The sequence below is a fragment of the Stenotrophomonas sp. YJH_SMC_69 genome, assembly GCF_059370495.1.
The window spans coordinates 298,359-322,738 of record NZ_JCAFTS010000004.1 but is presented as its reverse complement, the minus strand read 5'-3'; the positions used below and the strand labels follow the sequence as shown (position 1 = coordinate 322,738).

Below are 24,380 nucleotides of genomic sequence, written 5' to 3'. Positions count from 1 at the left end.
ACTGTCCGCCTTGGTAGAAGCCGACCTTGGTCGGCGCGTCTGTGCCAACCAAGGTTGGCCCCCGCCAGAGCGCAGCCTGGCCGGCACTACCATGGTGCGTGACTGATGCCTTCGATCATCACCCATGCCGCCGTGCCGCTGGCGCTGTGGTGCGCCGCTGATCGTGGCCGCATCCCGCCGCGCCTGCTGGTTGCAGGCGTGATCGCCGCGATGCTGCCCGATGCCGATGTACTGGCCTTTGCGCTGCACATTCCCTATGCGGATGCCTTCGGCCATCGCGGTGCCAGCCATTCGCTGCTGTTTGCCGGCGTGCTGGCGGCATTGGCGGCGGCGTTGGCGTTCTTTGGTAGTCGCCGACCTTGGTCGGCGCAGCACAGCTCCGGTAGTCGCCGACCTTGGTCGGCGGTTTCGTGCCAACCAAGGTTGGCACCTACCAAGGCAGGGCCAACGGTGGCATCGACCGTACAAGCCGCTGTATTCGTCTTCGTCTGCGCCGCCAGCCATCCACTGCTGGATGCGATGACCTCCGGCGGCCTCGGCGTCGCACTGGCCTGGCCGTGGAGCGAACACCGCTTCTTCGCACCGTGGCGACCGATCCGCGTTTCACCCTTCGCCCCACAGTTCTTCAGCGCACGCGGCGTGGCTACCCTGCTCTCCGAACTGCGCTGGGTGTGGCTGCCACTGGCCGGCGCCGTTGTCGCCTGGAAACTGATCCAACCCGCTCCTGCTGCCTCTCGAGATCCGTCATGAGTCCTGCCCTGCCTGCTGCCCTGGTCGCCGAACTGTCCACCCTGCTGGGCGCGGAGGGCTGGCGCATGGATGACAGCGCGCTGGAGGCCAACGCGCAGGACAATTCATGGCGCCGCCAGCGTCCGGCAGCCGTGGCGCTGCCCGCCGACGTCGAACAGGTTCAGGCACTGGTACGTGCCTGTCGCGCGCATGGCGTGGCGCTGGTCGCGCGCGGCGCCGGCACCGGAACTACCGGTGCAGCCGTCCCGCAGCCGGGCAGCATCGTGCTGTCGTTCACCCGCATGGACCGCATCATCGAGATCCGCGCCGGTGATCGCTGCGCGGTCGTGCAGCCCGGCGTGCTCAATGGCACCCTGCAGCAGGCACTGGCCCCGCATGGCCTGTTCTGGGCGCCGGATCCTTCCAGCGCCGAGATCTGCAGCATCGGCGGCAACCTCGCTTGCAATGCCGGCGGCCCGCGCGCGGTGAAGTACGGCACCAGCCGCGACAACGTGCTGGGCCTGGTGGCGGTGACCGGCACCGGCGAGGTGATCCGCTGCGGTGGTGCCTACACCAAGGACGCCACCGGCTACGACCTCACCCATCTGCTGGTGGGCAGCGAAGGCACGCTGGCACTGATCGTGGAAGCCACGCTGAAGCTGACCCCGTTGCCGGTCAGCCAGGCCGGGCTGCGCGTGCTGTACCGCGATGCCGATGCTGCTGCGGCCGCCGTGTCGCGGTTGATGTCGCAGCCGGTGGTACCCACCCGCCTGGAATTCATGGACGCGCGCAGCCTGGAGCTGCTGCGGCTCAATGGTGCTGACGTGCCGGAGGCCGGTGCGATGCTGCTGGTCGAGGCCGATGGTGACCACGACACCCTGCCCTATCTGCTGCAGGCCCTGGCCAGCGCCGCCGAAGGCGGCGGCATGATCGAACTGGACGTGGCGATGGAAGGCCGCGCACGCGACCAGCTGTGGGCGGCGCGCAAGGCGCTGTCGCCTGCGCTGCGCAGTGTGGCGCCGGGCAAGATCAATGAAGATGTAGTGGTCCCGGTGTCGCGCATTCCGGAGCTGGTGGCCGGCGTGCAGGCGCTGGCACGTGACTACACGCTGACCATCGTCACCTTCGGCCATGCCGGCAACGGCAACCTGCACGTCAACATCCTCTACCACCCGGACGATGCCGACGAGAACGCACGCGCACATGCCGCGCTGCCAAGGATCTTCGAGCTGACGCTGGCATTGGGCGGTACGTTGTCGGGCGAACACGGCATCGGCCTGGCCAAGCGCGATTTCATGGCGCAGGCCTTCACCCCGGAAACACTGGCAACGATGCGCGCGATCAAGGCCGCGCTGGACCCGGACGGCATCCTCAACCCCGGTAAGGTGCTGCCGCCGGCATAGACTGCGCGCACTCCTGCGCTCCTGTAGAGCCGAGCCATGCTCGGCTGCTCTTCGACCAGATCGCGATGACGCCCGCGCTGTGCGCGCAAGCCGAGCGTGGGCTCGGCTCTACAACGACGTGTCGTTCACCTTCGCGCTCCTGTAGAGCCGAGCCATGCTCGGCTGCTCTTCGACCAGATCGCGATGACGCCCGCGCTGTACGCGCAAGCCGAGCGTGGGCTCGGCTCTACAACAACGTGTCGTTCACCTTCGCGCTCCTGTAGAGCCGAGCCGTGCTCTGCTGCTCTTCGACCAGATCGCGATGACGCCCGCGCTGTGCGCGCAAGCCGAGCGTGGGCTCGGCTCTACAACGACGTGTCGTTCACCTTCGCGCTCCTGTAGAGCCGAGCCATGCTCGGCTGCTCTTCGACCAGATCGCGCAAGCCGAGCGTGGGCTCGGCTCTACACCGTCTTGTCGGCTGCGATATCGATCAGGGTCTGCCGGAAACTGGGCAGCAGCACGCGGTTGCCATGCCCGCTCAGGTGATCATTGTCGAAGAACAATGGTTCGCCGTCTTCCACCGCCGAACAGGCCTGCGGCCCACACAGCAGCGGCAGCGGATCCCACACGGTCATTGACGGGTAACGTGCCGCCAGGTCATCCAGCAGTGCCATCTGCGGCGCCCGCAGCATTTCCAGATCCGCACGCGGCATGCTCAGACCGCCGGCACACGCCGGATTGCGGCGGTTGAACCAGTCTGAACAGCGGTACGCACCGGCCTTGAACAGCGGCAGCGGTGCGTCGATCACCACCTGTACGCCCAGCTTCTGCAAACGCCCCAGCACGCGTTCGGCTTCGTCGCGTGCAGCCTGTGCATGCGCGGGCGTGCGCTCGGCCAGCAGCTGTTGATAGATCTGCTGTGCATCCTGCCGCTGCCAGTCGAACCCACGCAGTTCCGGCATGCGCAAGGCCGTCAGCAGCACGATGTCACCCGGGCGCGCCTCGCGTTCGATGGTCGACAGCGTGTCTTCAATGAAGTCCTGGCAGTCGGCCGGGCTGGCCCGCAGCAGGTTGACGAAGCTGCAGCCGCCGCGATCCTGCTGGCGCACCTCCATGCCGGTCTGCCGCGCGACCATGCTGGTCATGGTGCGATACGCCGCCGCATGCGAGTCGCCGGCCACGAACAGGCGCCGCCCTTCAAGCGCCGGCGCACTCACCGGTTCCAGCGGGCGCCACGCCGGGTAGCGACGCGCCTGCCATGCGTAGCCGTTGCGGGTCACGCTGAGCGAGACCTGCTCGTGGTACTCCACCGTTGCCCAGGCGCCCGCACCGCACAGCGCCACCAGCGGCAACGCCATCGCCAGCACCTTGGCCGGTGCCAGCCGCAGCAGCGGCGCCGCACTGCGCAGCGGGCGCTCGATGAAGTGGTAGGACGCGGCCGACACCGCCAGCAGCAGCACCGGATACAGCCACAGCGCGACGCCATGCAGGCCATAGGTCCAGCGCAGCAGTACCAGCAGCGGCCAATGCCACAGGTACAGCGAATAGGACAGCCGACCCAGGTAGGCCAGCGGTGCGCAGCCCAGCGCACGGGCGATGCGCGATGTCCCCGCTGTCGACACGCCCGCCAACAGCAGCAGGGTACCGGCCACGGTCGCCAGCACGCCCGGCACCGGCATCGCCAACTGCGGGGCGATCAGCACACCCGCGGCCAGCAGCGCCAGGCCCGCCACGGCAGCCGCGTCGCTGCCCTGGCGTGGCGTACGTTTATGCATCCACTGGTAGAGCAGCGCACCTGCGGCCAGCTCCCAGAACCGCGCCGGCAGCAGATAGAACGCCGACGCCGGCGCCGATCGCGCCTGCCAGCCCGCCCACGCCAGCGACAGCATGGTGAGCGCCGGCAACAGCCAACGCGCCCCCGGCCAGCGCTCACGCCCGCGCAGCCACACGAAGAACAACAGCGGGAAGACCAGGTAGAACTGCTCTTCCACACCCAGCGTCCAGGTATGCAGGAACGGATTGAGTTCAGCGCCGGGCGAGAAGTAATCGTCCTGCTGGCCGGCCAGCACGATGTTGCTGAAACCGACCAGCGCGGCCCAGCCGGTCTGGTCGAACTGCTCATTGCGCCACGCGCGGGGAATGAACAGTGCCGACAGTACGAAAGTGGCCATCAGCATCACCAGCAGCGCCGGCAACAGGCGCAGCACGCGACGCCGGTAGAAATCGAGCAGCATCGCACCCAGCGATGCTTGGGCGCGCGAGGCCAGCGACTGGCTGATCACGAAGCCGGATACCACGAAGAACAGGTCCACACCGGTGAAGCCGCCGGGCAGCCACGTCGCGTTGGTGTGGAAAAGGACGACGGCCAGCACCGCCAGTGCACGCAGGCCATCGATGGCGGCGTTGTGGGAACGTTCGGGAGAGGACACGCGGGCAACCGGCAAAAGACAGGGCGGCAGCATCGCCACCGTTTGCGCAGTCATTCAATGGACAATCGCGACAGACGTGGACATGGTTCAGGTCCGGCCCCTGCTCGACGCGGTTGTGGAGCCGAGCCATGCTCGGCTGCCCTTCGTCCAGATCGCAGTGAGCCGAGCATAGGCTCGGCTCTACAGCAGCCGTCGGGTCAGAGCCCATTGCCTTGGCAACGGGATCCGACCCCGCTTCACGCGCTTACCAGACCATGCGCAGGCCCAGCTGGCCGCCCACGTTGCGGTAGCCATGATCGCCGCGCTGCACGCTCACGCCACCCCACGCGCCCCAACGCTGGCCCAGCCTCAGCTCGGCACCGGCCTGCACTTCGTAGCGGTTGCGCGGCACGTCCGCAGCCAGCGTGTCACCGTTGAACTGCAACGTGCTGGTGCCGCTGCCACGCAGCCAGTTCACGCCCAGGTACGGCTGCACGGTGTTGCCGGCGGCCGTGCCATGGCCGAACACGCGCACGCCCAGACGCCCGCTTAGGCCACCGGCGTCGGCGTGGTCAATCACCGTGCCGTTGCTCTCCACGTGGCGATCGGCGCGGAAATCGACATAGCTCAGCTGCAGCTGTGGCTGCACGTACAGCGCGCTGGCGTCGCCCTGCCATACGTTGAAGGTGTAGCCGGCCTCCAGCGACGCACTGGCCATGCGCGAGTCGTAGTGCTCCGGCGCCAGGCCGATGCCCTGCACGCGATTGTCGAAGCGGCCGTACTGCAGGGCGGCGTCCACATACGCGCCCCGCGTACTGTCTGCATCCTGCATCCAGGTGCCGTACACACCCACGGCGCTGCCACGCACCCGGCCCTTGGCGCTGTAACCGGTCAGATCGGACACTACGCTGCTGTCGGCGCGGCCGCTGCCCAGCATCACACCGGCAACCGCGTTGCCACGCTGCAGCAGGTCAGTGCCGATCTGCAACATCGAGGTGTTGCCATCAATCGACAGCTGGCCGCCGACCGCGCTGAAATCCGCCTGCTGCCGACCCACGCGTGCCCAGGCCTGGCGCTCGCCGTCCATCGAACGTGCGCCATTGCGCTCGTGCATGCGGTGCGCGAACAGGTTGATCGCCGCCGACTGGTTGACCAGGTAAGCCCCCGCTTCCGGGCGCAGCACCGGTGGCGGCAGGATCGGATCGCCCGGATTGCCCGGATCAGTCGGATCAGTCGGATCAGTCGGATCAGTGGGATCGGTTGGATCCGGATCCGGGCCCGGATCGACCACGCACCCCGGTGCGGCCGGGTTGTCCTGGCAGATATCGAACCACTGCGAACGCAGATACCAGTTGCCATCGGAAGGATCGGCCAGGCCGCCCTGGAACAGGAAGTACTCGTACGATCCGCCTACCGCGCGCCCGCTCAGTGCGTAGCTTGCCAGTGATGCACCGTCGATCTCGATCAGCGCGATGCCATCCACGGTAGGTGCACCTACGCCACCGATGTTCTTCACCGCGATCAACGCGTCGCCGGAAGTGTCGCCGCGCACGTGCACGCGGTCCATCGCGCTGTCATCGCCGGCCAGCGTGCCCTGGAACAGGAACGTCGCCCCTGCGCTATGCAGGTCGCCGTCCACGGTGAGCGTATTGAAACGGCCGCTGCCGTCGGACAAGGCCACGCCACTGTTGAGTACCTGCAACTCGCCCACCGTGGCATCACCGGTCAGCGTCCACTGGCTGCCGTTCTCGATCGCCATCGTCTGCACCAGATCCGACGAACCCTGCCAGAGCGAACCATCGGCCAGGCGCACATGCACGTCCGACTGTGGTGGCAGGCCTGCGTCCTCGTCTTCCGGGGTAATGACAATGTCGCCGTCCATCCGCGAGCGGCCCTCCAGCACCACATCGAAACGCCCGGCCACCGCCGCATCCAACGCCAGCGCGATGCCGTTGCCGCCCGATACCACCGCACCGTTGGCCAGGGTCAGGCCCGGGTCGCGGCTGCTGCGCACCCACACACCACCATGCTGGACGCTCACCAGCGAGCCGCCGTCGATACGCATCCGACCGTTGTCATTGATCACCGCCGCCCACGCGCCCTCGCCTTCGGTGCGTACATGGGTGTTGTTCAAAGCGATCTGCCCAGCACCACCGGCAATGACACCGTGCGAGGATCGGCCGACGGTCTGCAAGCGGCTGTCGACCAGCGTGACGGTCCCGCCGGTGCGCGCAATCGCCGCAGCAGACCCATCACCTTCGGTCAGCACCTGGGTATCGACCGCCTCGATCCCGGGCTGCCGCCCCGCGCCGCCCTGCGCATACAGACCATGGGCAGAGTGCCCCCATGTACGCAGGTTGGTACTGAAAAGCTGCGCGCTGCCGCCTCGTGCATCAAGGCCGAGCCCACCGTCTCCCTGGGCCACCACTGAATACTCACTCAGCACCAGCGTGGAATCGTTCGGCATCCAGATGGCGGTACCTGCAGACGTTGCAAGCGAGCTGCGCTCCACTGTCACGACGTTGCCTCGGCCATTGATATCCAATGCGACCAGCTCGCTGCGGACACTGCTGTCACGCAGGTTCACGCTGCCATTGTCCATCAGCCTCAGTCCCGTATTGCCGGACAGCTCGCTGCTCTGCACGTCCAGCGCACCACCTGACTGATCGACGGCACGACCATGGGCGCCCTGCACGCTGATGCGGCTGTCGGAAACGTTTACGCTGCCTCCCATCGCCAGACCGACGGCGGCGTCACCGCGCATGTCGATGTCCACACCCTTCATCACCAGGCGCGCGCCGCGATGCGCCGTTGCGGCCACACCCGAATGACCCACGCGTCCAATGCTCGCGTCCTGCAGGACGACCTCGGCCGTGCCGGTCGCCAGGACACCATTGCCCGCGTCACCCGCCATATCGATGTGGACCCCATCCAGCGTTGCTGTGCCCGCATTCGCATACAGACCGTAAGTACCGTAGCGGTTCACCTGCAACTGAGCGCCCTGAACCTGCAGCGTGCCCCCCATCAACCGCAGCGCATCGCCGCCAGTGCTGCGGACCTGCACGTTTCTCAGCACGGCATCCGCCCCCTGCACCTGTACCCCGTGGGCGCTGTTGCCGCGTGTCTCGATCACTACATCGGCGGCCTCCAGCCGGGCGCCCGTAGCAACTGACGCGCCTGCTGCGGAGATGCCGGTGGTGCTCACCGATGCGCCCTGCAACGAGATCAGGCTGCCGGTACCTTCGGCGTGCGCAGCGTGCGCTCCGCGTCCTTCGGTGGAGAGGTTGACCGGCCCTGTCGGAAGAATGCGGCCGCCGTTGATTGCGTAGAAGGCATGCCCCGACGGGTCGCCCGGCAGCACCGGCTCAGTGGTGTGGTAATCGCCTTCGGCGGGCATCTGGTCGTCGCCGTCGGCCACGATCTGCTGGGCCGAGGCGGGAATGCTTGCAAGCAGTGCAATGGCGAGGGCGGCGGCCAGCGCATGGTGGCGTGGGGTGGGTGTGTGCATGGGGTTGCTCCTGAAAGGAGGCGCCATGCTCGTCATCTCCGTTCACTGCCTCCATCGAATCACTTGCAACCCACCTGCGACAGGCTGTCGCAGTGCTGGCTGAAAGCTGAAGGCGCTACCGGTGTTCAGTGTGCTTTACAACTTTTTGCATGGGTTCGGCCGGGCTGCGCACAGAGACTGGCGCCAGTAGAGACACATGACTTCGCAATTGCCCACCCTTCACGCCACCATCACAGAGATGAAGGATATACGGCACTTCGTCTGAATGCGGTTGCGTCGTGTCGCGTCTCTCCCCCTTCTCCGACACAAGGATTCCCCCATGAAGCGCACCGCCACCGCATCCCATCCTCTGACGCCGCGCCCGCTGTTCCGCAGCCTGTTGCTGGCGCTGGCGTCCCTTCCCGCCGGGGTCGTTTTGGCCGGCGATCTCGATGGCCAGACTGCGGAGGTCGGTGCTGGGGATCCGGTCGAAGCGTGGACGTTGAAGAACGGCTCGCTGCTGACCGTGAACGGAGGAGCGACCCAGACCATTCTGGCCGATGACTCACGCGTAACGCTGGTTGCTTCGACGGTCTCGCGCAAGCCATCGGGCGACTACGCCGAACATGCCGTAAAGCTGGATGGAAATTCGCTGCTGGACGCGCGTGACAGTACTTTTGTGGGGAACCTGCGAGTACACGATCAAGCGCAGGTTACGCTTTCCGGCTCTCACGTTGTGGTCTCGCCCGGTGCAGGCCAGCAACTTGGTGACAGGCAGTCCGTAGGCCTGGGTTTTTCCGGGATGAGCGTTGGCAGTGGGCGCATCCTGCTCGACGCAAGTACCGTCAGGGTTGATGCCCTGCCCACGAGCAGTGGCAATCCTCTCTCGGACGGCGTGGGGGCACTCATGACCCATGGCAGTCTCGTGCTGCACAACCGCTCCCGTATCGATGCCGAGAATCATGGTGTTGTCATCTCGCCAGTCGCAAACGGACAGAACTTCGAGGTGCATTTGGACCGTTCAACCCTGTCGGCCAAGAGCGCGGCAGCCATCTGGGTCCATGGCCGTGCCAGTGATGCTCACATCGATGTCGCCGTTGCCAACGGCAGCCAACTGCATGGAGGGGATGGAATTCTCATCCAACTGAAAGGGCGGACCGCTGTCGCAGCTGGCCGCACCACAGTCGATTTCACTGTCGATGACTCGCGCATCGCTGGCGATGTGGTGCTGGACACGACAACGGTCCCCAACGGCATGATCAACGTGGAACTGCGCAACAAGGCACAGATCGACGGCCGCTTCTTCAACGTCACCTCGGCCAGCATCGACGGCGACAGCACCTGGCTGATGTCCGGCGACAGCACTGTCGGTCATCTCGCGCTGGGTAGCACCGGTACGGTGGCGCTGGGCAATGGCAGTACGTTCAACACGCTCACCGTGGATACCTTCGACGGGGCCGGTGGCACCCTGCTGTTCAACACCCAGCTGGGCGACGACAGTTCGGCCACCGACAAGCTGATCATCAAGGGCGACGCCAACGGCCAGGCCAACGTGCGTGTGCTCAATGCCGGCGGCGCAGGTGCCAAGACCGACAAGGGCATCGAGCTGATCCGTGTGGGCGGTGCGTCCAATGCGCAGTTCGACCTGCAGGGCCGCGCGGTGGGTGGGCAGTACGAGTACTTCCTGTTCAAGGACGCGACCAACGGCGGCTGGTACCTGCGCTCGGAACTTGCCGGGGCGCCGGATCCGTGTGTGATCGACCCGACGCTGCCGGAGTGTAAGCCGGTCGATCCGGTGGACCCGGTGGACCCGGTGGACCCGGTGGATCCGGTCGATCCGGTCGATCCGGTCGATCCGATCGACCCCACGCCGGTGTTGCGCCCGGAAGCCGGCGCGTACCTGGCCAACCAATTCGCGATGGACCAGCTGCTGCGCCATGGCTGGCGCGACCGCCAGGGCGGCAACACCTCCGCCATTGATGGCGTGCGTGGCTGGGCCCGCGTGGACGCTACACAGAGCAAGCTGTCGGCGGTGGAAGACCAGCTGGACCTGCGCGTGGACCGCTCGCGCCTGCAGCTGGGTGCGGACATCGGCGTGTTCGACAACGGCCAGGGCCGCGTGGGCGTGATGGGTACGCTGGCCAAGTCCGACGCCACTTCACGTTCACAGCTGACCGGCTACAGCGCACGCGGCAAGCTCAACGGCGGCGCGCTGGGCGTGTACGGCAATTGGAGCAACGATGCACTGTATGTGGATGCCAGCGTGCAGCGCGGCCACTTCCGCAACCGCGTGCAGGGCGAAGGCCTGGCCGAGGAACGCTACGACTCGGACATCTGGCAGAGCTCGCTGGAAGCCGGCTACCGCTTCGGCATCGGCCAGATCGGCAGCACCGCGCTGAGCCTGCAGCCGGAACTGCAGCTGGTCTACACCGACGCCAACACCGATCGCCACGAGGAAGCCAACGGCACGGTGGTGCGCAGCCTGGGCGACAGCGGTCTGTCCGGCCGCGTGGGCCTGCGCCTTCAGGGCGAAGGCCGCAGTGCCGCCGGCGCGTCGGTCAGCCCGTATGTGGTGGCCAACTGGTACCGCGATGGCGCCAGCAACGGCATGGCGTTCGATGATGAAGCGCTGAAGGCCAGCGTGCCGCGCAACCGCTACGAGTTGAATGCCGGTGCGCGCGTGGACTTCCGTTCCGGGCTGAGTGCGTGGGGTGGCTTCGGCGTGATGCGCGGTGACCATGGTTACCGCGAGGCGACGGCGAACCTGAGCATGTCGTACAAGTGGTGAGGTAGAAGCGCGTTCTGCTTTCTGTAGAGCCGAGCCATGCTCGGCTGCTTCTCGATGAGATTGTGATGAGCCGAGCGTCGGCTCGGCTCTACACGAATGTCGCGATTGCCACGCTGTGGCGTGCGCCGCACGATTGCAACGCTTTCGAACTTTCCAACAATTCTCATTGGCGGCACTGGCGCTTCATGCAAATCATGTAGCGCCACCGACAACGGGTGGCACGGGCTTCCAATCCCGTTCGGTTAATGTCGTTTACGCTTGCCTGCCGGCGTCGCCCTTTCCTTGTTGGGTGGCGTCGGCAGGCATTCTGTCCGCGCACCTATGGCGGGCGGTGCGTGGGGGCCTCGTGCCCGCCGGCGTTTGACGACGTTAGCCACCGGTATTGGAACCACGCACCGTCCGCCACCCTCGCTGTTAAGCAGGGTGGCCCCTTGCCGCTTGCACAAGGACGCCGCCATGACCGCTTCCCCTTACCCGCACCTGTTCGCCACCCTGGGCGAGGCCGCCACGCGCCTGCCCGATGACCTGGCCCGCACGCTGGAAGACACCTTCGTTGCGCTGCAGACCGGTAACAGCCCTGGCGCCATCACCCTGCAGGCCTGCCTTCAGTACATCCGCCAGGGCGATGCCGCCGACGGCCAACCGTGGCCCGGTAGCAACCGTACACCCGGCCAGCGCCTGGCATTGGCGCGCATCGACCGCGCCAATGCGGGGCTGAGTTTCCTGCTGGAACTGCTGCACGCCACTGAACGCGTCCGCGTGGACGGGGATATCGACCAGCAGATGGGTGACGGCGCGCGCGAAGGGCTGCTGCTGGCCTGCCGTGGGCTGGCCGAGTATGTGGATGTGCAGTTGCGAGCAGCGTAAGCACCCAACAAGGAGAAGTGCGGGGTAGCGCTCAGTTCAGTTGCACGCTGCGTGCAATTCCAACGATTCCGATGGCTCATCATCACAGGAGCACCAATAGTGCGCACTTCTTTCAGGGAGTGCCCGGATGCACAAGATGATGATTCCGCTTACCCGCTATGCCCAGTTCAGCGGGCGCGCCAGCCGCGGTGAGTTCTGGTGGTTCCAGTTATTCGTCGTGATCTTGTTGATACCGTCGAATGCGCTGGGCTTCATTGCTGGCTACACCGGTTCAAGCACGCTGGCACTGATATCGACGGGCGTGGGCGCGTTGGTGTGGCTGGCGATCATCGTGCCGATGATTGCAGTGACCGTGCGCCGCCTGCATGACACCGACCGTTCCGGCTGGTGGTACCTGCTGATGCTGGTGCCGATTGTGGGCCTGGTGGTGCTGGTGTTCCTGCTGCTACCCGGCACGCCGGGCAACAACCGCTTCGATACAGCGGTTCCGCACGTGTAACCCGCCCGCGTTGGTGGGTGTCGACCTTGGTCGACACGCTGTTGGCACGGGCGGCTGACGCATTCGTGCCAACCAAGGTTGGCACCTACCAGAGCAACACCGAGGTGTTCCCGCCTGGGTAGGTGTCGACCTTGGTCGACATGCTGTTGGCAAGGGCGGCTGACACATCCGTGCCAACCAAGGTTGGCACCTGCCAGAGCAACACCGATCTGACCCCACCCCGAAGCTTGGCACCCAGCAGGGCGGTACCGCTGCGGCTACGCGAAGTGCTGGTATCCGCCGTCGGCGGCTTCGCCATCCACGTGTACGCCCTGCCCTTCGGCGATACGACCAATACGGGTAAGCGGCACGTCCAGCGATTCGGCCAGGTAGTGCAGCGCGTCGCGCTGGTCGGCAGCCGCGGTGAAACACAGTTCGTAGTCGTCGCCCCCGCGCAGTGCGCAGTCGCGCGCAGCGTCGCGGCCGAGCAGCTCACGCAGCGCGTGCGAGATCGGCAGCGAATCGGCATCCACATGCGCGGCCACGTTGCTGCGCGTGGCGATATGACCGAGGTCGGCCAGCAGGCCGTCGGACACATCCACCGCCGCGTGCGCGAAGGCCCGCAGGCGCAGGCCCAGGGTCACGCGCGGCGTCGGCCGCAGCAGGCGCAGGCGCAGGCTTTCGTAGTCGGCCAGCAGCGTGGCGGTGGCGATGCTCAACGCACCTTGTTGCCACAGGCGCAGCGCGCCGGCGGCATCGCCCAGCGTGCCACTCACCCAGACATCATCACCCACCTGCGCGCGGTCGCGCCGCAGGGCCTGGCCACGCCCGACCTGGCCCATCGCGGTCACCGACAGCGACAGCGGACCACGCGTGGTGTCGCCACCGATCAGCGCGATGTCGTGCTGGTCGGCCAGGGCGAAGAAGCCATCGGCAAAGGCCTCGATCCAATCTTCAGACGCTTCCGGCAGGGACAGTGCCAGCGTGCACCACGCCGGGCGCGCGCCCATCGCGGCCAGGTCCGACAGGTTGACCGCCAGGGTCTTCCAGCCGATGTCGAAGGCAGGCGTCTCAACCGGGAAGTGCACGCCGCTGTTGAGCGTATCGGCGGTGACCACCAGTTGCTCGTTGGCACGCGGCTGCAGCAGCGCGGCGTCGTCACCGATGCCGAGCAGGATGTCGTCGCGCTCGAGGGTGCGGGCGCGGATGCGGTCGATGAGGGCGAATTCGGCCAGGGACATGGGGCGTTCTGCTTTTTTGTAGAGCCGAGCCATGCTCGGCTGCAGTTCGATCACGCGCCGCATTGCCGAACGCAACCGTGCGCTGCACGGTGAGCCGAGCATGGCTCGGCTCTACAGAAATCGGGTCAGTGACCCGATTCGACCTTGCGCCATTCCACGGCGGCACGATCCAGCACGCCGTTGACGTAGGTGTGGCCGTGTTCGGAACCGAAGCGCTTGGCCGATTCGATCGCTTCGTTGATCACCACGCGGTACGGCACGTCCAGGCGGTAGCGCAGCTCGTAGGCGGCCAGGCGCAGCACCGCGCGTTCGATCGCGTCCACTTCCTCGATGCCACGGTCCAGGTACGGGCCGAGCGCTTCATCGATGTCACGACGGTTGTCGAGCACGCCGTGCAGCAGCGCCTCGAAGTACGCCAGGTCAGCGATTTCACGGGCCTGCTCGTGGGCGAACTGGGCGATCAGCGACTGTGCGTTGCCGCCGGAGATCTGCCAGGCGTAGATGGCCTGCACGGCACGACGGCGGGCGCGCGAGCGCAGCACCGGATCGACGCCATCGCGGCGGACGGGTTTACCGGAGGGCTTGCCCTGGGTGTTCTTGTTCATGGCAGTTGCTCCAGCAGATTGACCATTTCCAGTGCGGCGAGTGCGACTTCCTCGCCCTTGTTGCCGTGGCTGCCGCCTGCGCGCGCCTCGGCGTCTTCAACGCGTTCCACCGCCAGCACGCCGTTCAGCACCGGCACGCCGAAATCCAGCTGCACGCGCATCAGGCCTTCGGCGCAGCGGTCGGCCACGTGTTCGTAGTGGCGGGTGTCGCCACGGATCACGCAGCCCAGGGTGAGGATGGCGGCGTGTTCATGGGCGGCGGCCAGGCGCGCGGCCACCAGCGGCAGTTCCCAGGCACCCGGCACGCGGATCACGTCGATGTTGGCTTCGGTGATGCCGTTGCCGGCCAGGCTCAGGCGCGCGCCTGCGACCAGCGCGTCGGTGATGCGGGCGTTCCAGCGGCTGGCCAGGATGGCGAAGCGCGCCGACTCGGGAGTGCGAAGATCGCCTTCGTAGTGGCTCATATGCGGCTTGGGGACTCGATAAGGGGGTAATTCTAGCGTGGATGGGCCCCGGCCGTGGCTGGCGGGGGCCCGCAGGGTGTGCCGACCACCGGTCGGCACCCACCGGTGGCATGGGGCCGGCACCCACCGGTAGTGCCGGCGGCTGGCCTGCAATCCCCCATTACAGGGTGACCGTCTCCACCACTTCCAGGCCGTAACCGGCCAGGCCAACCTGGCGGCGCGGGGTGCCCAGCACCCGCAGCTTGCCCAGGCCCAGGTCAGACAGGATCTGTGCGCCGGCACCGTTGCGGCGCCACTGGCCCACATCCTTGTCCTTGCCCGGCACCACCGGCGCCGGCTGCTGGCGCAGGCGGGCCAGCAGGGCTTCACCGTCGCGCGGGGCCGACAGCACCACCATCACGCCGGCGCCCTCGGCATCGATCGCGCGCAGGGCATCGGTGGCCGCCACGCCGAAGTCGTCGCGGCGCCAGTGCAGCAGGTCGGCCAGCGGGTTTTCCACCTGCACGCGCACCAGGGTCGGGGTGTCCGCATCCGGCGTGCCACGAACCAGCGCGAAGTGCAGGTCGTGGGCGATGCGGTCGCGGTAGGTCACCAGCTTGAACGGACCGAATTCGGTGTCGATCTCGCGCTCGTCCACGCGCTCGACGGTCTTTTCGGTGGCCAGGCGGTAGGCGATCAGATCGGCAATGGAGCCCATCTTCAGGCCGTGCTCGCGGGCGAACACTTCCAGCTCCGGGCGGCGCGCCATGCTGCCATCCGGGTTCAGGATCTCCACCAGCACGCCGGCCGGTTCCAGCCCGGCGAGCATGGCCAGGTCGACGCCGGCTTCGGTGTGGCCGGCGCGGGTCAGCACGCCGCCCGGCTGGGCGATCAGCGGGAAGATGTGGCCCGGCTGGTGCAGGTCCGACGGCTTGGCATTGGGCTTTACCGCGGTGCGGATGGTATGCGCGCGGTCATGCGCCGAAATGCCGGTGGTGACGCCCTCGGCGGCCTCGATGCTGACCGTGAAGTTGGTCTGGAACTGGGCGGTATTGGCCTGCACCATCGGCGCCAGGCCGAGGTCGGCGGCGCGGCTGCGGGTCAGCGGCAGGCACACCAGGCCGCGGCCGTGGGTGACCATGAAGTTGATGTCCGACGGCTTGACCAGCTCGGCGGCCATGATCAGGTCGCCTTCGTTCTCGCGGTCTTCGTCATCGACGATGACCACCATGCGGCCCAGACGGATGTCTTCCAGGATTTCCGGAATCGGGGCGAAGTTCATGCTGCGTCTCCCTGTGGGTGCTGACCGTTGCTCGGCACACCCATCAATCGCTCGACGTAACGGGCCACCAGATCGATTTCCAGATTGACCGCGCTGCCCACGCCGGTGGCGGAGAAGGCGGTGTTGGCCACGGTGTGCGGGATCAGGGCGACTTCGAAGCCTTCGTCGTCCACTTCGTTGACGGTGAGGCTGACGCCGTCCACGCAGATCGAGCCCTTCTTGGCGATATAGCGGCGCAGCGAGGCCGGCGCGGCGAAACGCCAGCGCTGGGCGCGCGCGTCTTCATGGATGGACAGCACCTGGCCGAGGCCGTCGACGTGGCCGCTGACCAGATGGCCGCCGAGGCGGTCGGTCGGGCGCATGGCGCGCTCCAGGTTGATGACCGCGCCCTCGCCCAGCTGGCCCAGCGTGGTCAGGCCCAGGGTCTCGGTGGAGGCATCGGCCTGGAAGCTGCTGGCGTCGAACGCGATGACGGTGAGGCAGACACCGTTGATGGCAATGCTCTCGCCCATCTGCACGTTGTCGAACGGCAGATTCCCGACGTTGAAGGTGAAGCGGACATCGCCGCCGATGGATTCGCGTGCGGCCAGACGGCCGACGCCTTCGATGATTCCAGTAAACAAGTAACGTTCTCCGCGAAAAGTGAGCGAAAAACGCCGCAAGGCAAACAGGCGGGCGCAGGGCCGCGAAGGCCCTGTGGCACCGTCTTCTTTCATCCGGACTATGACCGTCGGCTCCGGCATTGGACCGGATCTGCTGACCCCCGGCCGTGGGCCGGGGCGCTCGCGGGCTCGTGCTTGCGCACCTACCGCCGGTGGGGAATTGCGCCCCGCCCTGAAGACGTTTGTGTACCGGCGAACCGGCGTGGCTAGTGTACCAGCCCGTGCTGAACGGGGTGGGGATGACCGGGTTCTGATCCCTTTCCGCAGGCAAGGGCTCTGGCCCCGGCCCTCTCGAAATCGCTACGGGTCAGAGCCGTTTTCCGACGAAAACGGATCTGACCCCGATCCAGGCCGGCTCCAGCCTGTGACGGCCGTCTCTCGCATTTTGTAAAACTTTCATTAAAATCCGCAGCGGACGACATGAGGTCGCCACGGGCAGCCGCGAGGGCAGGCCCGCCAATGGACTGAAATTCACAGGAATTCCCATGCGCAAGATCCTGATCGTGGCCGCCCTGCTGGCCGCTGCTCCGTTCTCGGCTTCGGCCGACGCCCTGAGCTACACCTACGTGGAAGGTGGCTGGACCCAGGTCCAGGTTGACGACAACGTGCTGGACGACCCGAAGGTCGACGGTGGCTACCTGCGCGGCTCGGTCGCGCTGGCCGAGCAGGTCTACGTGTTCGGTGGCTGGTCGCGCACCAGCAAGACCCGCCACTACGGCGAAGACTCGCTGAAGCTGGAACTGAACCAGCCGGAGCTGGGTATCGGCTACCACATGCCGTGGACCGACCGCCTGGACTTCACCGCCGATGCCGCCTGGGTGCGCCAGAACGCCGAATCGACCCTGCGCTACGACGGCGTGCGTTACCACGGCAAGGACCACACCAACCTGGGCCGCGTCACCATGGGTATCCGCGGCAAGCCGTCGCGCATGACCGAAGCCTGGGCCAAGGCCGGTTACATGGATGGCGGCAACAACTACAAGGGCACCTGGGTCGGCACCGTTGGCGGCCAGGTCAACTTCACCAAGACCTGGGGTGTAGTGGGCGAGATCGCCGGCTACCGCGACGTCACCCAGTACTCGGTCGGCGTCCGCGCCAGCTTCTGATTTACCGATCGCTCCTCGTCGTGCGATCGAACGGGCCCCGCAAGGGGCCCGTTTTTTTGGGCCCGCGCGCGCCGGCAGGCGGCCACAGGGCACCATCGGGCCTGCGCAAAGATGCGCTACGCTTGCGCGCCTCTGGAACAGGAAACACCGTCATGAAGACTCCCTTGCGTACCCTGCTGGCCAGCGCCCTGCTGGCGGCCCCGCTGCTGGCCGGCGCCGCCCCGGCCACGCTGACGCCCGAACAGGCTTTCGACCTGTACGCACGCGTGCTGCTGGAAGATGACGCCGCGGCGACCCGCGCGCTCAACGATGCGCTGAAGCCGGCGTTCGAAGGCCAGGACGCGGTGACCCCGAACCCGGGTGCGCTGGCCAAGGCGCTGGCAGAACCGTGGCAGGTCGTGCTTGCCAGCACCGGCGCAAAGGCCGACGCGGCCGCCAGCGAAGCGCTGTATGCCAAGGCCCTGCGTGATTCGAAGTGCCGCGCCAGCAAGAGCGTGATTGAAGACAACGAGTACGTGGAAGACCAGAAGCTGGCGCGCATCACTTTCAGCTGCCAGGTGCCCGACCTCGGCAAGGTGCGCCCGCTGTTCGCCGCCAGCCTTGCAGCCGACGCCAGCCCGGCCGCGCGCAGGCAGTTCACCGACGCCTACACCCAGGCGCTGCAGAGCGGTGCGCGCGTGCCGGTCAGCGGCACCTTCACCCTGTACCCGGCCAAGGACAACGGCTACTGGTACAGCGGCAACTTCGACGATCTGGTGGGTACCGTGACCGGCGCGCTGGCACCGTTCGAGGACTGGATGCAGGACGCGCAGGCGGCCAGCGCACCGAAGGTGACCGGCGTACCCGGCTGTGACCTGCTGTTGCAGCAGCACCGCGCCTGCGTGGCGAAGATCGCGCCGGACCAGATCAGTGGCGTGGATGCCATGACCGAGGAACTGAAGGCCAAGGCCAAGGTGAAGTCAGCCGAAGACATGACGCAGGAATGCAAGGCACTGCGCCCGATCGCCGAGATGATGTGGACCGACGAATGCGCGTAAGTGCGATGTAACGCCGAGCCTACGCGCTGCCCAGCGTTGCCGACGGCAAGGGCAACTGCATTTTCAGAACCCTTGCATGGCCCTGCGCGGCCTGCATGGTCAATGCTGTTGCCCTCTTCCACCAGGGCAACCGCATGAAACACCGTATGACGTCGACCGCGCTCATGTTGCTGGCGCTGATGGTGTGCTGGCAGGCCGAAGCGTCCAGGTTCAAAGCCACGAAGATCATCGTCGTCCAACCCTCGGTCGCCTTCGAGTCAACGCAGCTGAGCGACAGGCACCTGGATGCGTGGATGAGTGAGGATGATCACTGCCGCGACTTCCTGATGTACCACGACCAGTGTGCCGTGCTGGTACTGCCGGATGAGTACGACGACGGTTTTACGCGTCGCCAGTTGCGGTTCAAGGCGAGGCAACTGCCGGGCGAGGCGCTCGGCGCGTACTGCCGCGACCTGCATGTGCTGTGGAAGCAGCAATGGAAAGGCCAATGCCCCGTTGGCGAAGAAGACGACGAAGCGGCCTGACGCCATGGGCGTAGCCCCCTGCCCTGCGTCATTCCTTCATGGGCGCAGCAGCAGCCTGTTGTCCTCGCCGACCTGGCGCTGGTCAACCACGCGCAGGCGACGCTGCTGGTCCATGGCATCGATGCCGAGGCCAGCCAGCAGCGGGCGGCCGTTGTCGCCCAGCAGCGTGGGCGCCTGATAGAGCAGAAGCTCATCGACCCAGCCAGCGCGTAGCAGCGCACCGGACAGCGTCGCGCCGGCTTCGGTATGCACCTCGTTGATACCACGCTCGGCCAGCAGCGCCAGCACCGCGCCCAAGTCCAACCGCCCTTCTGCGCTGGGCACGCTGGCGAATTCGGCGTCGGCCGCGTCCGGTGCGCTCACCGCCGCAGCGTGCAGGTACAGCGTCGGTGCCCCGCCCTCGCGCACGCGGCTGCATTCGAGCGAGCGCAGGCGCGAATCCAGCACCACACGCAGTGGTGCCATCACTTCGGTATCGGCCAGGCGCACGGTCAGCATCGGGTCGTCGGCCAGCACCGTGTCGGCGCCGGTCAGGATCGCACCGGCGCGCGCGCGCCAGTGCTGCACGTCCTCGCGCGCGGCCGGCCCGGTGATCCACTTGGAACTGCCATCGGCCATCGCGGTACGGCCATCCAGGCTGGCGGCCAGCTTCACCCGCAACCACGGCCGATTGCGCTCCACGCGCGACAGGAAGCCCTTGTTGAGCTCGCGCGCCTGCACCGCCATCAGCCCTTCGGCGACGTCGATGCCGGCATTGCGCAGCAGATCGAACCCACCGCCATCGACCTTCGGGAATGGATCACGCATCGCCGCGACCACGCGCGACACGCCGGCTTCGATCAAGGCCAGCGCACACGGTGGCGTGCGCCCGTAGTGGGCGCAGGGTTCCAGGGTGACGTAGGCGGTGGCACCGCGTGCTTCGGTGCCGGCCTCGCGCAGGGCGAACACTTCCGCATGCGGGCCACCGGCGCGCTGGTGCCAGCCCTGCCCGACCACGCGTTCGCCATGGGCGATCACGCAGCCGACCATCGGGTTGGGGCGGGTGGTATAGGCAGCGCGCTCGGCCAGGCGCAGCGCGTTGGTCATGTGCAGGTGGTCGAGGACGGAGAACGAAGTGGTCATGCAGCCATGGTAACGCCGCCGGTGTTGATCCATGCCGTCAGTGCCAACCAACGGTTGGCACCCACCAGTGAATGCGGCCACCGGTGCCCACCAAGGTTGGCACCCCCAAGGCAGAGGCAGTCAGCCCTTCTTCTTCTTGGTCAGGGCGATCACATCGCCCAGCAGCTGCAGCTGTTCGGTACTGGACGGCAGGTCGCGCTCGAGCTTCTCGATCTCCTCGCGGAAATCGGCCACGTCCTCGAAGCTGCGGTAGACCGAAGCGAAGCGCACGTAGCCGACATGATCGAGCTTGCGCAGTTCGTTCATCACGAACTCGCCGACCTTGATCGAGGGCACTTCGCGCTCGCCGCTGATGCGCAGCTGGTGAACCACCGCACGCACCGCTGCTTCGATCTTGTCTTCGGCCACTGCACGCTTCTGCAGCGCGCGGTCGAAGCCAGCGCGGACCTTGCGCTGGTCGAACGCCTCGCGGGTGCCATCGCTCTTGACGATGGCCGGCAGCTTCAGTTCGACCGTTTCCAGGGTGCTGAAGCGCTCGCCGCAGGCTTCACATTCACGCCGACGACGGATCGTCGCGCCGTCTTCAGAGACGCGCGAGTCGATGACCCGGGTATCGGCATGTTGGCAGAAGGGGCAGTGCATGGAACGCCTGGCTCAGGAAAGTACCTATTGCCACGGTCATGGCAGCGTCGCAAAGGTACCTGAGAAAGGGCGCAGCGGCAAATGCTGTCTGCGCGGAAGTACCTGCATTTCGGCCAACCAGAGCGTCCAGTGAGGTCAGCAGGACCAGACGTTCAACCAGGTGCCGACGGCACCGGGGCCGCGCGTGCCCAGCGCAGCCACGCCAGGTGCCCGGCCATCACCAGCAGCGGCGGGCCGAACCCAAGGAAGGCCAGGGTCGAGATTTCCCCATGCTTGAAGGTGAAGTACAACGCGGCGGCGACCACGGCCAACGCGGCCAGCACCCCCAGCGCAAGGCCGACCCAGGCGACAACCGGTGATTGGCGCAGGCCGGCAACACCGCGCCACAGGAACAGGCCGCTCAGCCACAACCACGACAGCAGGCCGATGATTCCAGCCGACGACCACAGCAGCAACCACGTGTGCTCGTCGCCCGTCAGGTACTTGCCGTCCCATACGACCATCAGCCCCAGCACGGCACCCGTGCCGCCTGCCGCCACGGTGGGCAGGCCCACCAGCAGGCCGGCGATCGCCATCCAGCGTTTGTGCAGACGCTCATCCATGCGTTCGATCTTCTTCCATGGGCCACGTCATGCGCGGCGTTTGATCCACACCAGCATCGCGGCCGGCACCAGCATCGACGGGCCCAACAGCAACAAGCCGATGCCTTCGGCATGCACGGCGATGCCCCACCACAGCGCCAGCCCCAGCGGGAGCAAGGCGGCGAGACCGCCCGCCAGCAGCATCCACCACCAGAGGCGGTGCACGTGCAGCCCGGCACGCCCCTGCAGCAGAAAACCCGCGCTGAGCCACAACCAGGCCAGGCAACCGGCAATGCCGGCCAGGCCCCACAGCGGCATCACCGTCACCGAGGCCAGCGTGCCATGACCGAACTGGCCCAGCCCCATCAGCAGCAGCATCGTCGCCGCCGCGCCGCCCATCACCAGGCTGGGCAGGCCAAACAGCACCGCCAGCGCGGTGTACAGGTACTTGAGGTGGCGCTCATCCACGCGGGCCTACTCCTTTGACCGTGCCGGGCCGGATGGCTCGCCCATGGCGTCGGCAAGCAGCCGCAGGAGGATCAACATACCGGTGGGCACCAGCAGGGACGGCCCGGCGAACAGCCCGCTGAGCACGGACGGACCCAGCTCGGCGAAGTAGTACAGCGCCATCGCCAGCAGGGGCAGGCCCGCCAGCACGCCCAGGCCCAGCAGCAGCCACCAGCGGCGTGATGCCATGTGCAGCCCGCGTGCGCCATCGCGCAGCCAGACGATGCTGAGTGCGACCCAGGCCACGAGGCCGGCGATCGCGCACGATCCCCACGCGAACATGCCGGCGGCAAACCACAGTTTGTCCGCGTCCAGCGAGACCAGCCCGATCACGCCCATGACCACGGCGATGCAGGCGCCGGCACCGCCGAAGAACAGGCTGGGCAGGCCGAACAGCACCGCCAGTGCGATGTACAGGTACTTGAGGCGGCGCTCATCCATGCGCGGGATTCCTGATGACGGGGTCAGAGCCCTTCCCTGCGGGAAGGGATCCGACCCCTGCGTCGATCCGGAAGGCGGGGTCGGATCCCTTTCCGCCAGGAAAGGGCTCTGCCCCCACTCTCCGATCAGCCGTAGACCGGGTACTTGCGGCACTGCGCGCTGACGGCGTCGCGCACGCGGGCGATGACCGCGTCATCGTTCGGTGCGTCGAGCACGTCGGCGATCCAGTTGGCCAGATCCACGCAGTCCTGTTCGACGTAGCCACGGGTGGTCACCGCCGGCGTACCCAGGCGCAGGCCCGAGGTCACGAACGGCGAACGCGGGTCGTTCGGCACCGAGTTCTTGTTGACGGTGATGTGGGCCTTGCCCAGCGCGGCTTCCGCGTCCTTGCCGGACACGTCCTTGCCGATCATGTCCACCAGCATCAGGTGGTTCTGGGTGCCGCCGGAGACGATCTTGTAGCCACGCGCGATCAGCGTATTGGCCATCGCCTGGGCGTTCTTCACCACCTGCTGCTGGTAGGCCTTGAAGCCCGGCTCCAGCGCTTCCTTGAAGGCCACGGCCTTGCCGGCGATGACGTGCATCAGCGGACCGCCCTGGATGCCCGGGAACACGATCGACTGCAGCTTCTTGACCAGGTCTTCGTCGGCGCCCTTGGCGATGATGATGCCGCCGCGCGGGCCGCGCAGGGTCTTGTGGGTGGTCGAGGTGACCACGTGGGCGTGTTCCAGGGGGCTCGGGTAGACGCCTGCGGCGACCAGGCCGGCGACGTGGGCCATGTCGACGAACAGGTAGGCGCCGACCTTGTCGGCGATGGCGCGGAAGCGCGCCCAGTCGATCACCTGCGAGTAGGCCGAGAAGCCGGCCACGACCATCTTCGGCTTGTGCTCCAGGGCCAGGCGCTCGACTTCGTCATAGTCGATCAGGCCCTGGTCGTTGACGCCGTACTGCACGGCGTTGAACAGCTTGCCCGAGGCATTGACCTTGGCGCCGTGGGTGAGGTGGCCGCCGTGGGCCAGGCTCATGCCGAGGATGGTGTCACCCGGCTGCAGCAGGGCGAAGTACACGGCCTGGTTGGCCTGCGAACCGCTGTGCGGCTGCACGTTGGCATAGTCCGCATCGAACAGCTGCTTCAGGCGGTCGATCGCCAGCTGCTCGGCGATGTCCACGTATTCGCAGCCACCGTAGTAGCGCTTGCCCGGGTAGCCTTCGGCGTACTTGTTGGTCAGCTGGCTGCCCTGCGCTTCCATCACCGCCGGGCTGGTGTAGTTCTCGCTGGCGATCAGCTCGACGTGGTCTTCCTGGCGCTGGGTCTCAGCGGCGATGGCCTTGGCCAGTTCGGGATCGTAGGATTCGATGCGGACGTCACGCGGGAACATCGGGTACTCCAGCAGGCAGGGAAAAGGGGTACGGCTCAGCCCTCGATTGTAGCTCCGCACTGGCCCGCTGGGGCCGAAACGGACGGGGCCGGCATCCCCGAAGGAATCCGGCCCCGTATGGTTTCGATCGATAGTTGTGGGGTCAGAGCCCTTTCCGTTGGAAAGGGATCCGACCCCGGCCGCGATCCTCAGCGACTGAGCACGTACTGGGCGATCACACCGGTGGCGATGGCCACCAGCAGCATGTTGCCGCGATCATCCCGGATCCACTGATGGCCGTACGGCGGGCGGCGCAGGTTGTAGCGCGGGTAGTCGTTCACCACGTAGACCGGGCCGCGGTAGTAGTCGCGGTAGCGGTGGCCGACCTTCCAGCCATAGCCCGGGCCATAGGCCGGGCGATAGACCACGCGCGGCGGTGCCGGGCGGTAGTAGCGATCATGGTCACGGTGCCAGTCGCGGCGGTCGCGTTCCCAGTCGCGCCGGGACTCGCGGCGGTCGCGCTCCCAGTCGCGGCGGTCCTGGCGCCACTCACGGCGATCCTCGCGCCACTCGCGGCGGTCGTGGTCGCGGCGATGGTCGTTGTCGGCGAAGGCCGGGGTCACGGCGCCCAGCGCCAGCACAGAGGCCACGGCGCCGGCCATTACTCGATTGATGCGCATGTCAGACCT

Annotated in this window: 22 protein-coding genes and 1 riboswitch; of the genes, 8 read left to right on the top strand and 14 right to left on the bottom strand. The window is 66.8% G+C overall.

All coding sequences use genetic code 11. From position 1 onward, the window contains the following. Positions 1-105 precede the first annotated feature (105 nt). Together AC5P8F_RS09315 and AC5P8F_RS09310 are read left to right on the top strand one after the other, a co-directional pair. On the top strand, positions 106-750 hold the full coding sequence (locus AC5P8F_RS09315; protein ID WP_049440207.1) for a metal-dependent hydrolase: 645 nt from the start codon (positions 106-108) through the stop codon (positions 748-750). Continuing rightward, positions 747-2,132 carry an FAD-binding oxidoreductase gene (locus AC5P8F_RS09310; protein ID WP_495227978.1) on the top strand — a complete coding sequence of 462 codons (1,386 nt, stop codon included), beginning with the start codon at positions 747-749 and terminating at the stop codon, positions 2,130-2,132. Before AC5P8F_RS09315 ends, AC5P8F_RS09310 begins: the two co-directional genes overlap by 4 nt. A 441-nt stretch (positions 2,133-2,573) precedes the next feature. On the opposite strand, the gene AC5P8F_RS09305 is transcribed toward AC5P8F_RS09310, so the two are convergent. Then, on the bottom strand, positions 2,574-4,595 hold the full coding sequence (locus tag AC5P8F_RS09305) for an acyltransferase family protein (protein ID WP_425604384.1): 2,022 nt from the start codon (positions 4,593-4,595) through the stop codon (positions 2,574-2,576). A 190-nt stretch (positions 4,596-4,785) separates the two neighbouring features. Then, the gene (locus AC5P8F_RS09300; RefSeq protein ID WP_495227976.1) at positions 4,786-8,028 is read right to left on the bottom strand and encodes an autotransporter family protein; all 3,243 of its coding nucleotides are present in this window, start codon (positions 8,026-8,028) and stop codon (positions 4,786-4,788) included. A 319-nt stretch (positions 8,029-8,347) separates the two neighbouring features. Here AC5P8F_RS09300 and AC5P8F_RS09295 point away from each other — a divergent pair, with 319 nt between their 5' ends. From AC5P8F_RS09295 to AC5P8F_RS09285, 3 genes are all read left to right on the top strand, one after another. Further along, positions 8,348-10,795, top strand: coding sequence for an autotransporter family protein (locus AC5P8F_RS09295; protein ID WP_495227974.1), 2,448 nt, complete (start codon positions 8,348-8,350; stop codon positions 10,793-10,795). 456 nt (positions 10,796-11,251) lie between these two features. Continuing rightward, positions 11,252-11,662, top strand: coding sequence for a hypothetical protein (locus tag AC5P8F_RS09290; RefSeq protein WP_197606335.1), 411 nt, complete (start codon positions 11,252-11,254; stop codon positions 11,660-11,662). A gap of 127 nt (positions 11,663-11,789) precedes the next feature. Then, the gene (locus AC5P8F_RS09285; protein ID WP_049442186.1) at positions 11,790-12,161 is read left to right on the top strand and encodes a DUF805 domain-containing protein; all 372 of its coding nucleotides are present in this window, start codon (positions 11,790-11,792) and stop codon (positions 12,159-12,161) included. A gap of 257 nt (positions 12,162-12,418) precedes the next feature. Here AC5P8F_RS09285 and thiL read toward each other — a convergent pair whose 3' ends face one another. From thiL to AC5P8F_RS09260, 5 genes are all read right to left on the bottom strand, one after another. Then, complete coding sequence (thiL, locus tag AC5P8F_RS09280) at positions 12,419-13,381, bottom strand: thiamine-phosphate kinase (protein WP_312580278.1); 963 nt, start codon at positions 13,379-13,381, stop codon at positions 12,419-12,421. Between the two features lie 125 nt (positions 13,382-13,506). After that, positions 13,507-13,986, bottom strand: a complete 480-nt coding sequence (nusB, locus tag AC5P8F_RS09275; protein WP_005408062.1) for a transcription antitermination factor NusB — start codon at positions 13,984-13,986, stop codon at positions 13,507-13,509. Further along, positions 13,983-14,450: a 6,7-dimethyl-8-ribityllumazine synthase gene (ribH, locus tag AC5P8F_RS09270; protein WP_005415267.1), complete on the bottom strand. Its 468-nt coding sequence runs from the start codon at positions 14,448-14,450 to the stop codon at positions 13,983-13,985. The genes nusB and ribH overlap by 4 nt, the downstream gene beginning before the upstream one ends. Before the next feature lie 160 nt (positions 14,451-14,610). Then, positions 14,611-15,711, bottom strand: coding sequence for a 3,4-dihydroxy-2-butanone-4-phosphate synthase (gene ribB, locus AC5P8F_RS09265; protein ID WP_014645922.1), 1,101 nt, complete (start codon positions 15,709-15,711; stop codon positions 14,611-14,613). Further along, positions 15,708-16,334 (bottom strand): riboflavin synthase, encoded by a 627-nt coding sequence (locus AC5P8F_RS09260; RefSeq protein ID WP_049442184.1) that lies wholly within the window; start codon positions 16,332-16,334, stop codon positions 15,708-15,710. The genes ribB and AC5P8F_RS09260 overlap by 4 nt, the downstream gene beginning before the upstream one ends. 77 nt (positions 16,335-16,411) lie before the next feature. After that, positions 16,412-16,557, bottom strand: a riboswitch (FMN riboswitch). Between the two features lie 301 nt (positions 16,558-16,858). Between AC5P8F_RS09260 and AC5P8F_RS09255 the strand changes: the two genes are divergently transcribed. From AC5P8F_RS09255 to AC5P8F_RS09245, 3 genes are all read left to right on the top strand, one after another. Continuing rightward, positions 16,859-17,479: a hypothetical protein gene (locus AC5P8F_RS09255; RefSeq protein ID WP_014645920.1), complete on the top strand. Its 621-nt coding sequence runs from the start codon at positions 16,859-16,861 to the stop codon at positions 17,477-17,479. A gap of 152 nt (positions 17,480-17,631) precedes the next feature. Then, on the top strand, positions 17,632-18,516 hold the full coding sequence (locus tag AC5P8F_RS09250) for a hypothetical protein (protein ID WP_032962446.1): 885 nt from the start codon (positions 17,632-17,634) through the stop codon (positions 18,514-18,516). A 146-nt stretch (positions 18,517-18,662) separates the two neighbouring features. Next, complete coding sequence (locus AC5P8F_RS09245) at positions 18,663-19,040, top strand: hypothetical protein (RefSeq protein ID WP_014645918.1); 378 nt, start codon at positions 18,663-18,665, stop codon at positions 19,038-19,040. 36 nt (positions 19,041-19,076) lie between these two features. Here the strand turns inward: AC5P8F_RS09245 and ribD are convergent, their stop codons facing one another. The 7 genes from ribD to AC5P8F_RS09210 all read right to left on the bottom strand — a co-directional run bounded on the left by ribD (position 19,077) and on the right by AC5P8F_RS09210 (position 24,371). Next, entirely contained in the window at positions 19,077-20,162 is a 1,086-nt protein-coding gene (gene ribD / locus AC5P8F_RS09240) for a bifunctional diaminohydroxyphosphoribosylaminopyrimidine deaminase/5-amino-6-(5-phosphoribosylamino)uracil reductase RibD (RefSeq protein WP_495227971.1), read from the bottom strand. Between the two features lie 120 nt (positions 20,163-20,282). Next, positions 20,283-20,804, bottom strand: coding sequence for a transcriptional regulator NrdR (gene nrdR, locus AC5P8F_RS09235; protein WP_010481984.1), 522 nt, complete (start codon positions 20,802-20,804; stop codon positions 20,283-20,285). 152 nt (positions 20,805-20,956) lie between these two features. Beyond that, positions 20,957-21,406 carry a hypothetical protein gene (locus tag AC5P8F_RS09230; RefSeq protein WP_032962449.1) on the bottom strand — a complete coding sequence of 150 codons (450 nt, stop codon included), beginning with the start codon at positions 21,404-21,406 and terminating at the stop codon, positions 20,957-20,959. A gap of 27 nt (positions 21,407-21,433) precedes the next feature. Continuing rightward, positions 21,434-21,853 (bottom strand): hypothetical protein, encoded by a 420-nt coding sequence (locus AC5P8F_RS09225; RefSeq protein WP_049442181.1) that lies wholly within the window; start codon positions 21,851-21,853, stop codon positions 21,434-21,436. Between the two features lie 6 nt (positions 21,854-21,859). Next, a complete protein-coding gene (locus AC5P8F_RS09220) occupies positions 21,860-22,333 on the bottom strand; it encodes a hypothetical protein (protein ID WP_481453378.1) in 474 nt (157 codons plus the stop codon). A 125-nt stretch (positions 22,334-22,458) separates the two neighbouring features. Continuing rightward, complete coding sequence (gene glyA, locus AC5P8F_RS09215) at positions 22,459-23,712, bottom strand: serine hydroxymethyltransferase (RefSeq protein WP_014645914.1); 1,254 nt, start codon at positions 23,710-23,712, stop codon at positions 22,459-22,461. A gap of 188 nt (positions 23,713-23,900) precedes the next feature. Beyond that, on the bottom strand, positions 23,901-24,371 hold the full coding sequence (locus tag AC5P8F_RS09210) for an RcnB family protein (RefSeq protein ID WP_495227969.1): 471 nt from the start codon (positions 24,369-24,371) through the stop codon (positions 23,901-23,903). Positions 24,372-24,380 lie beyond the last annotated feature (9 nt).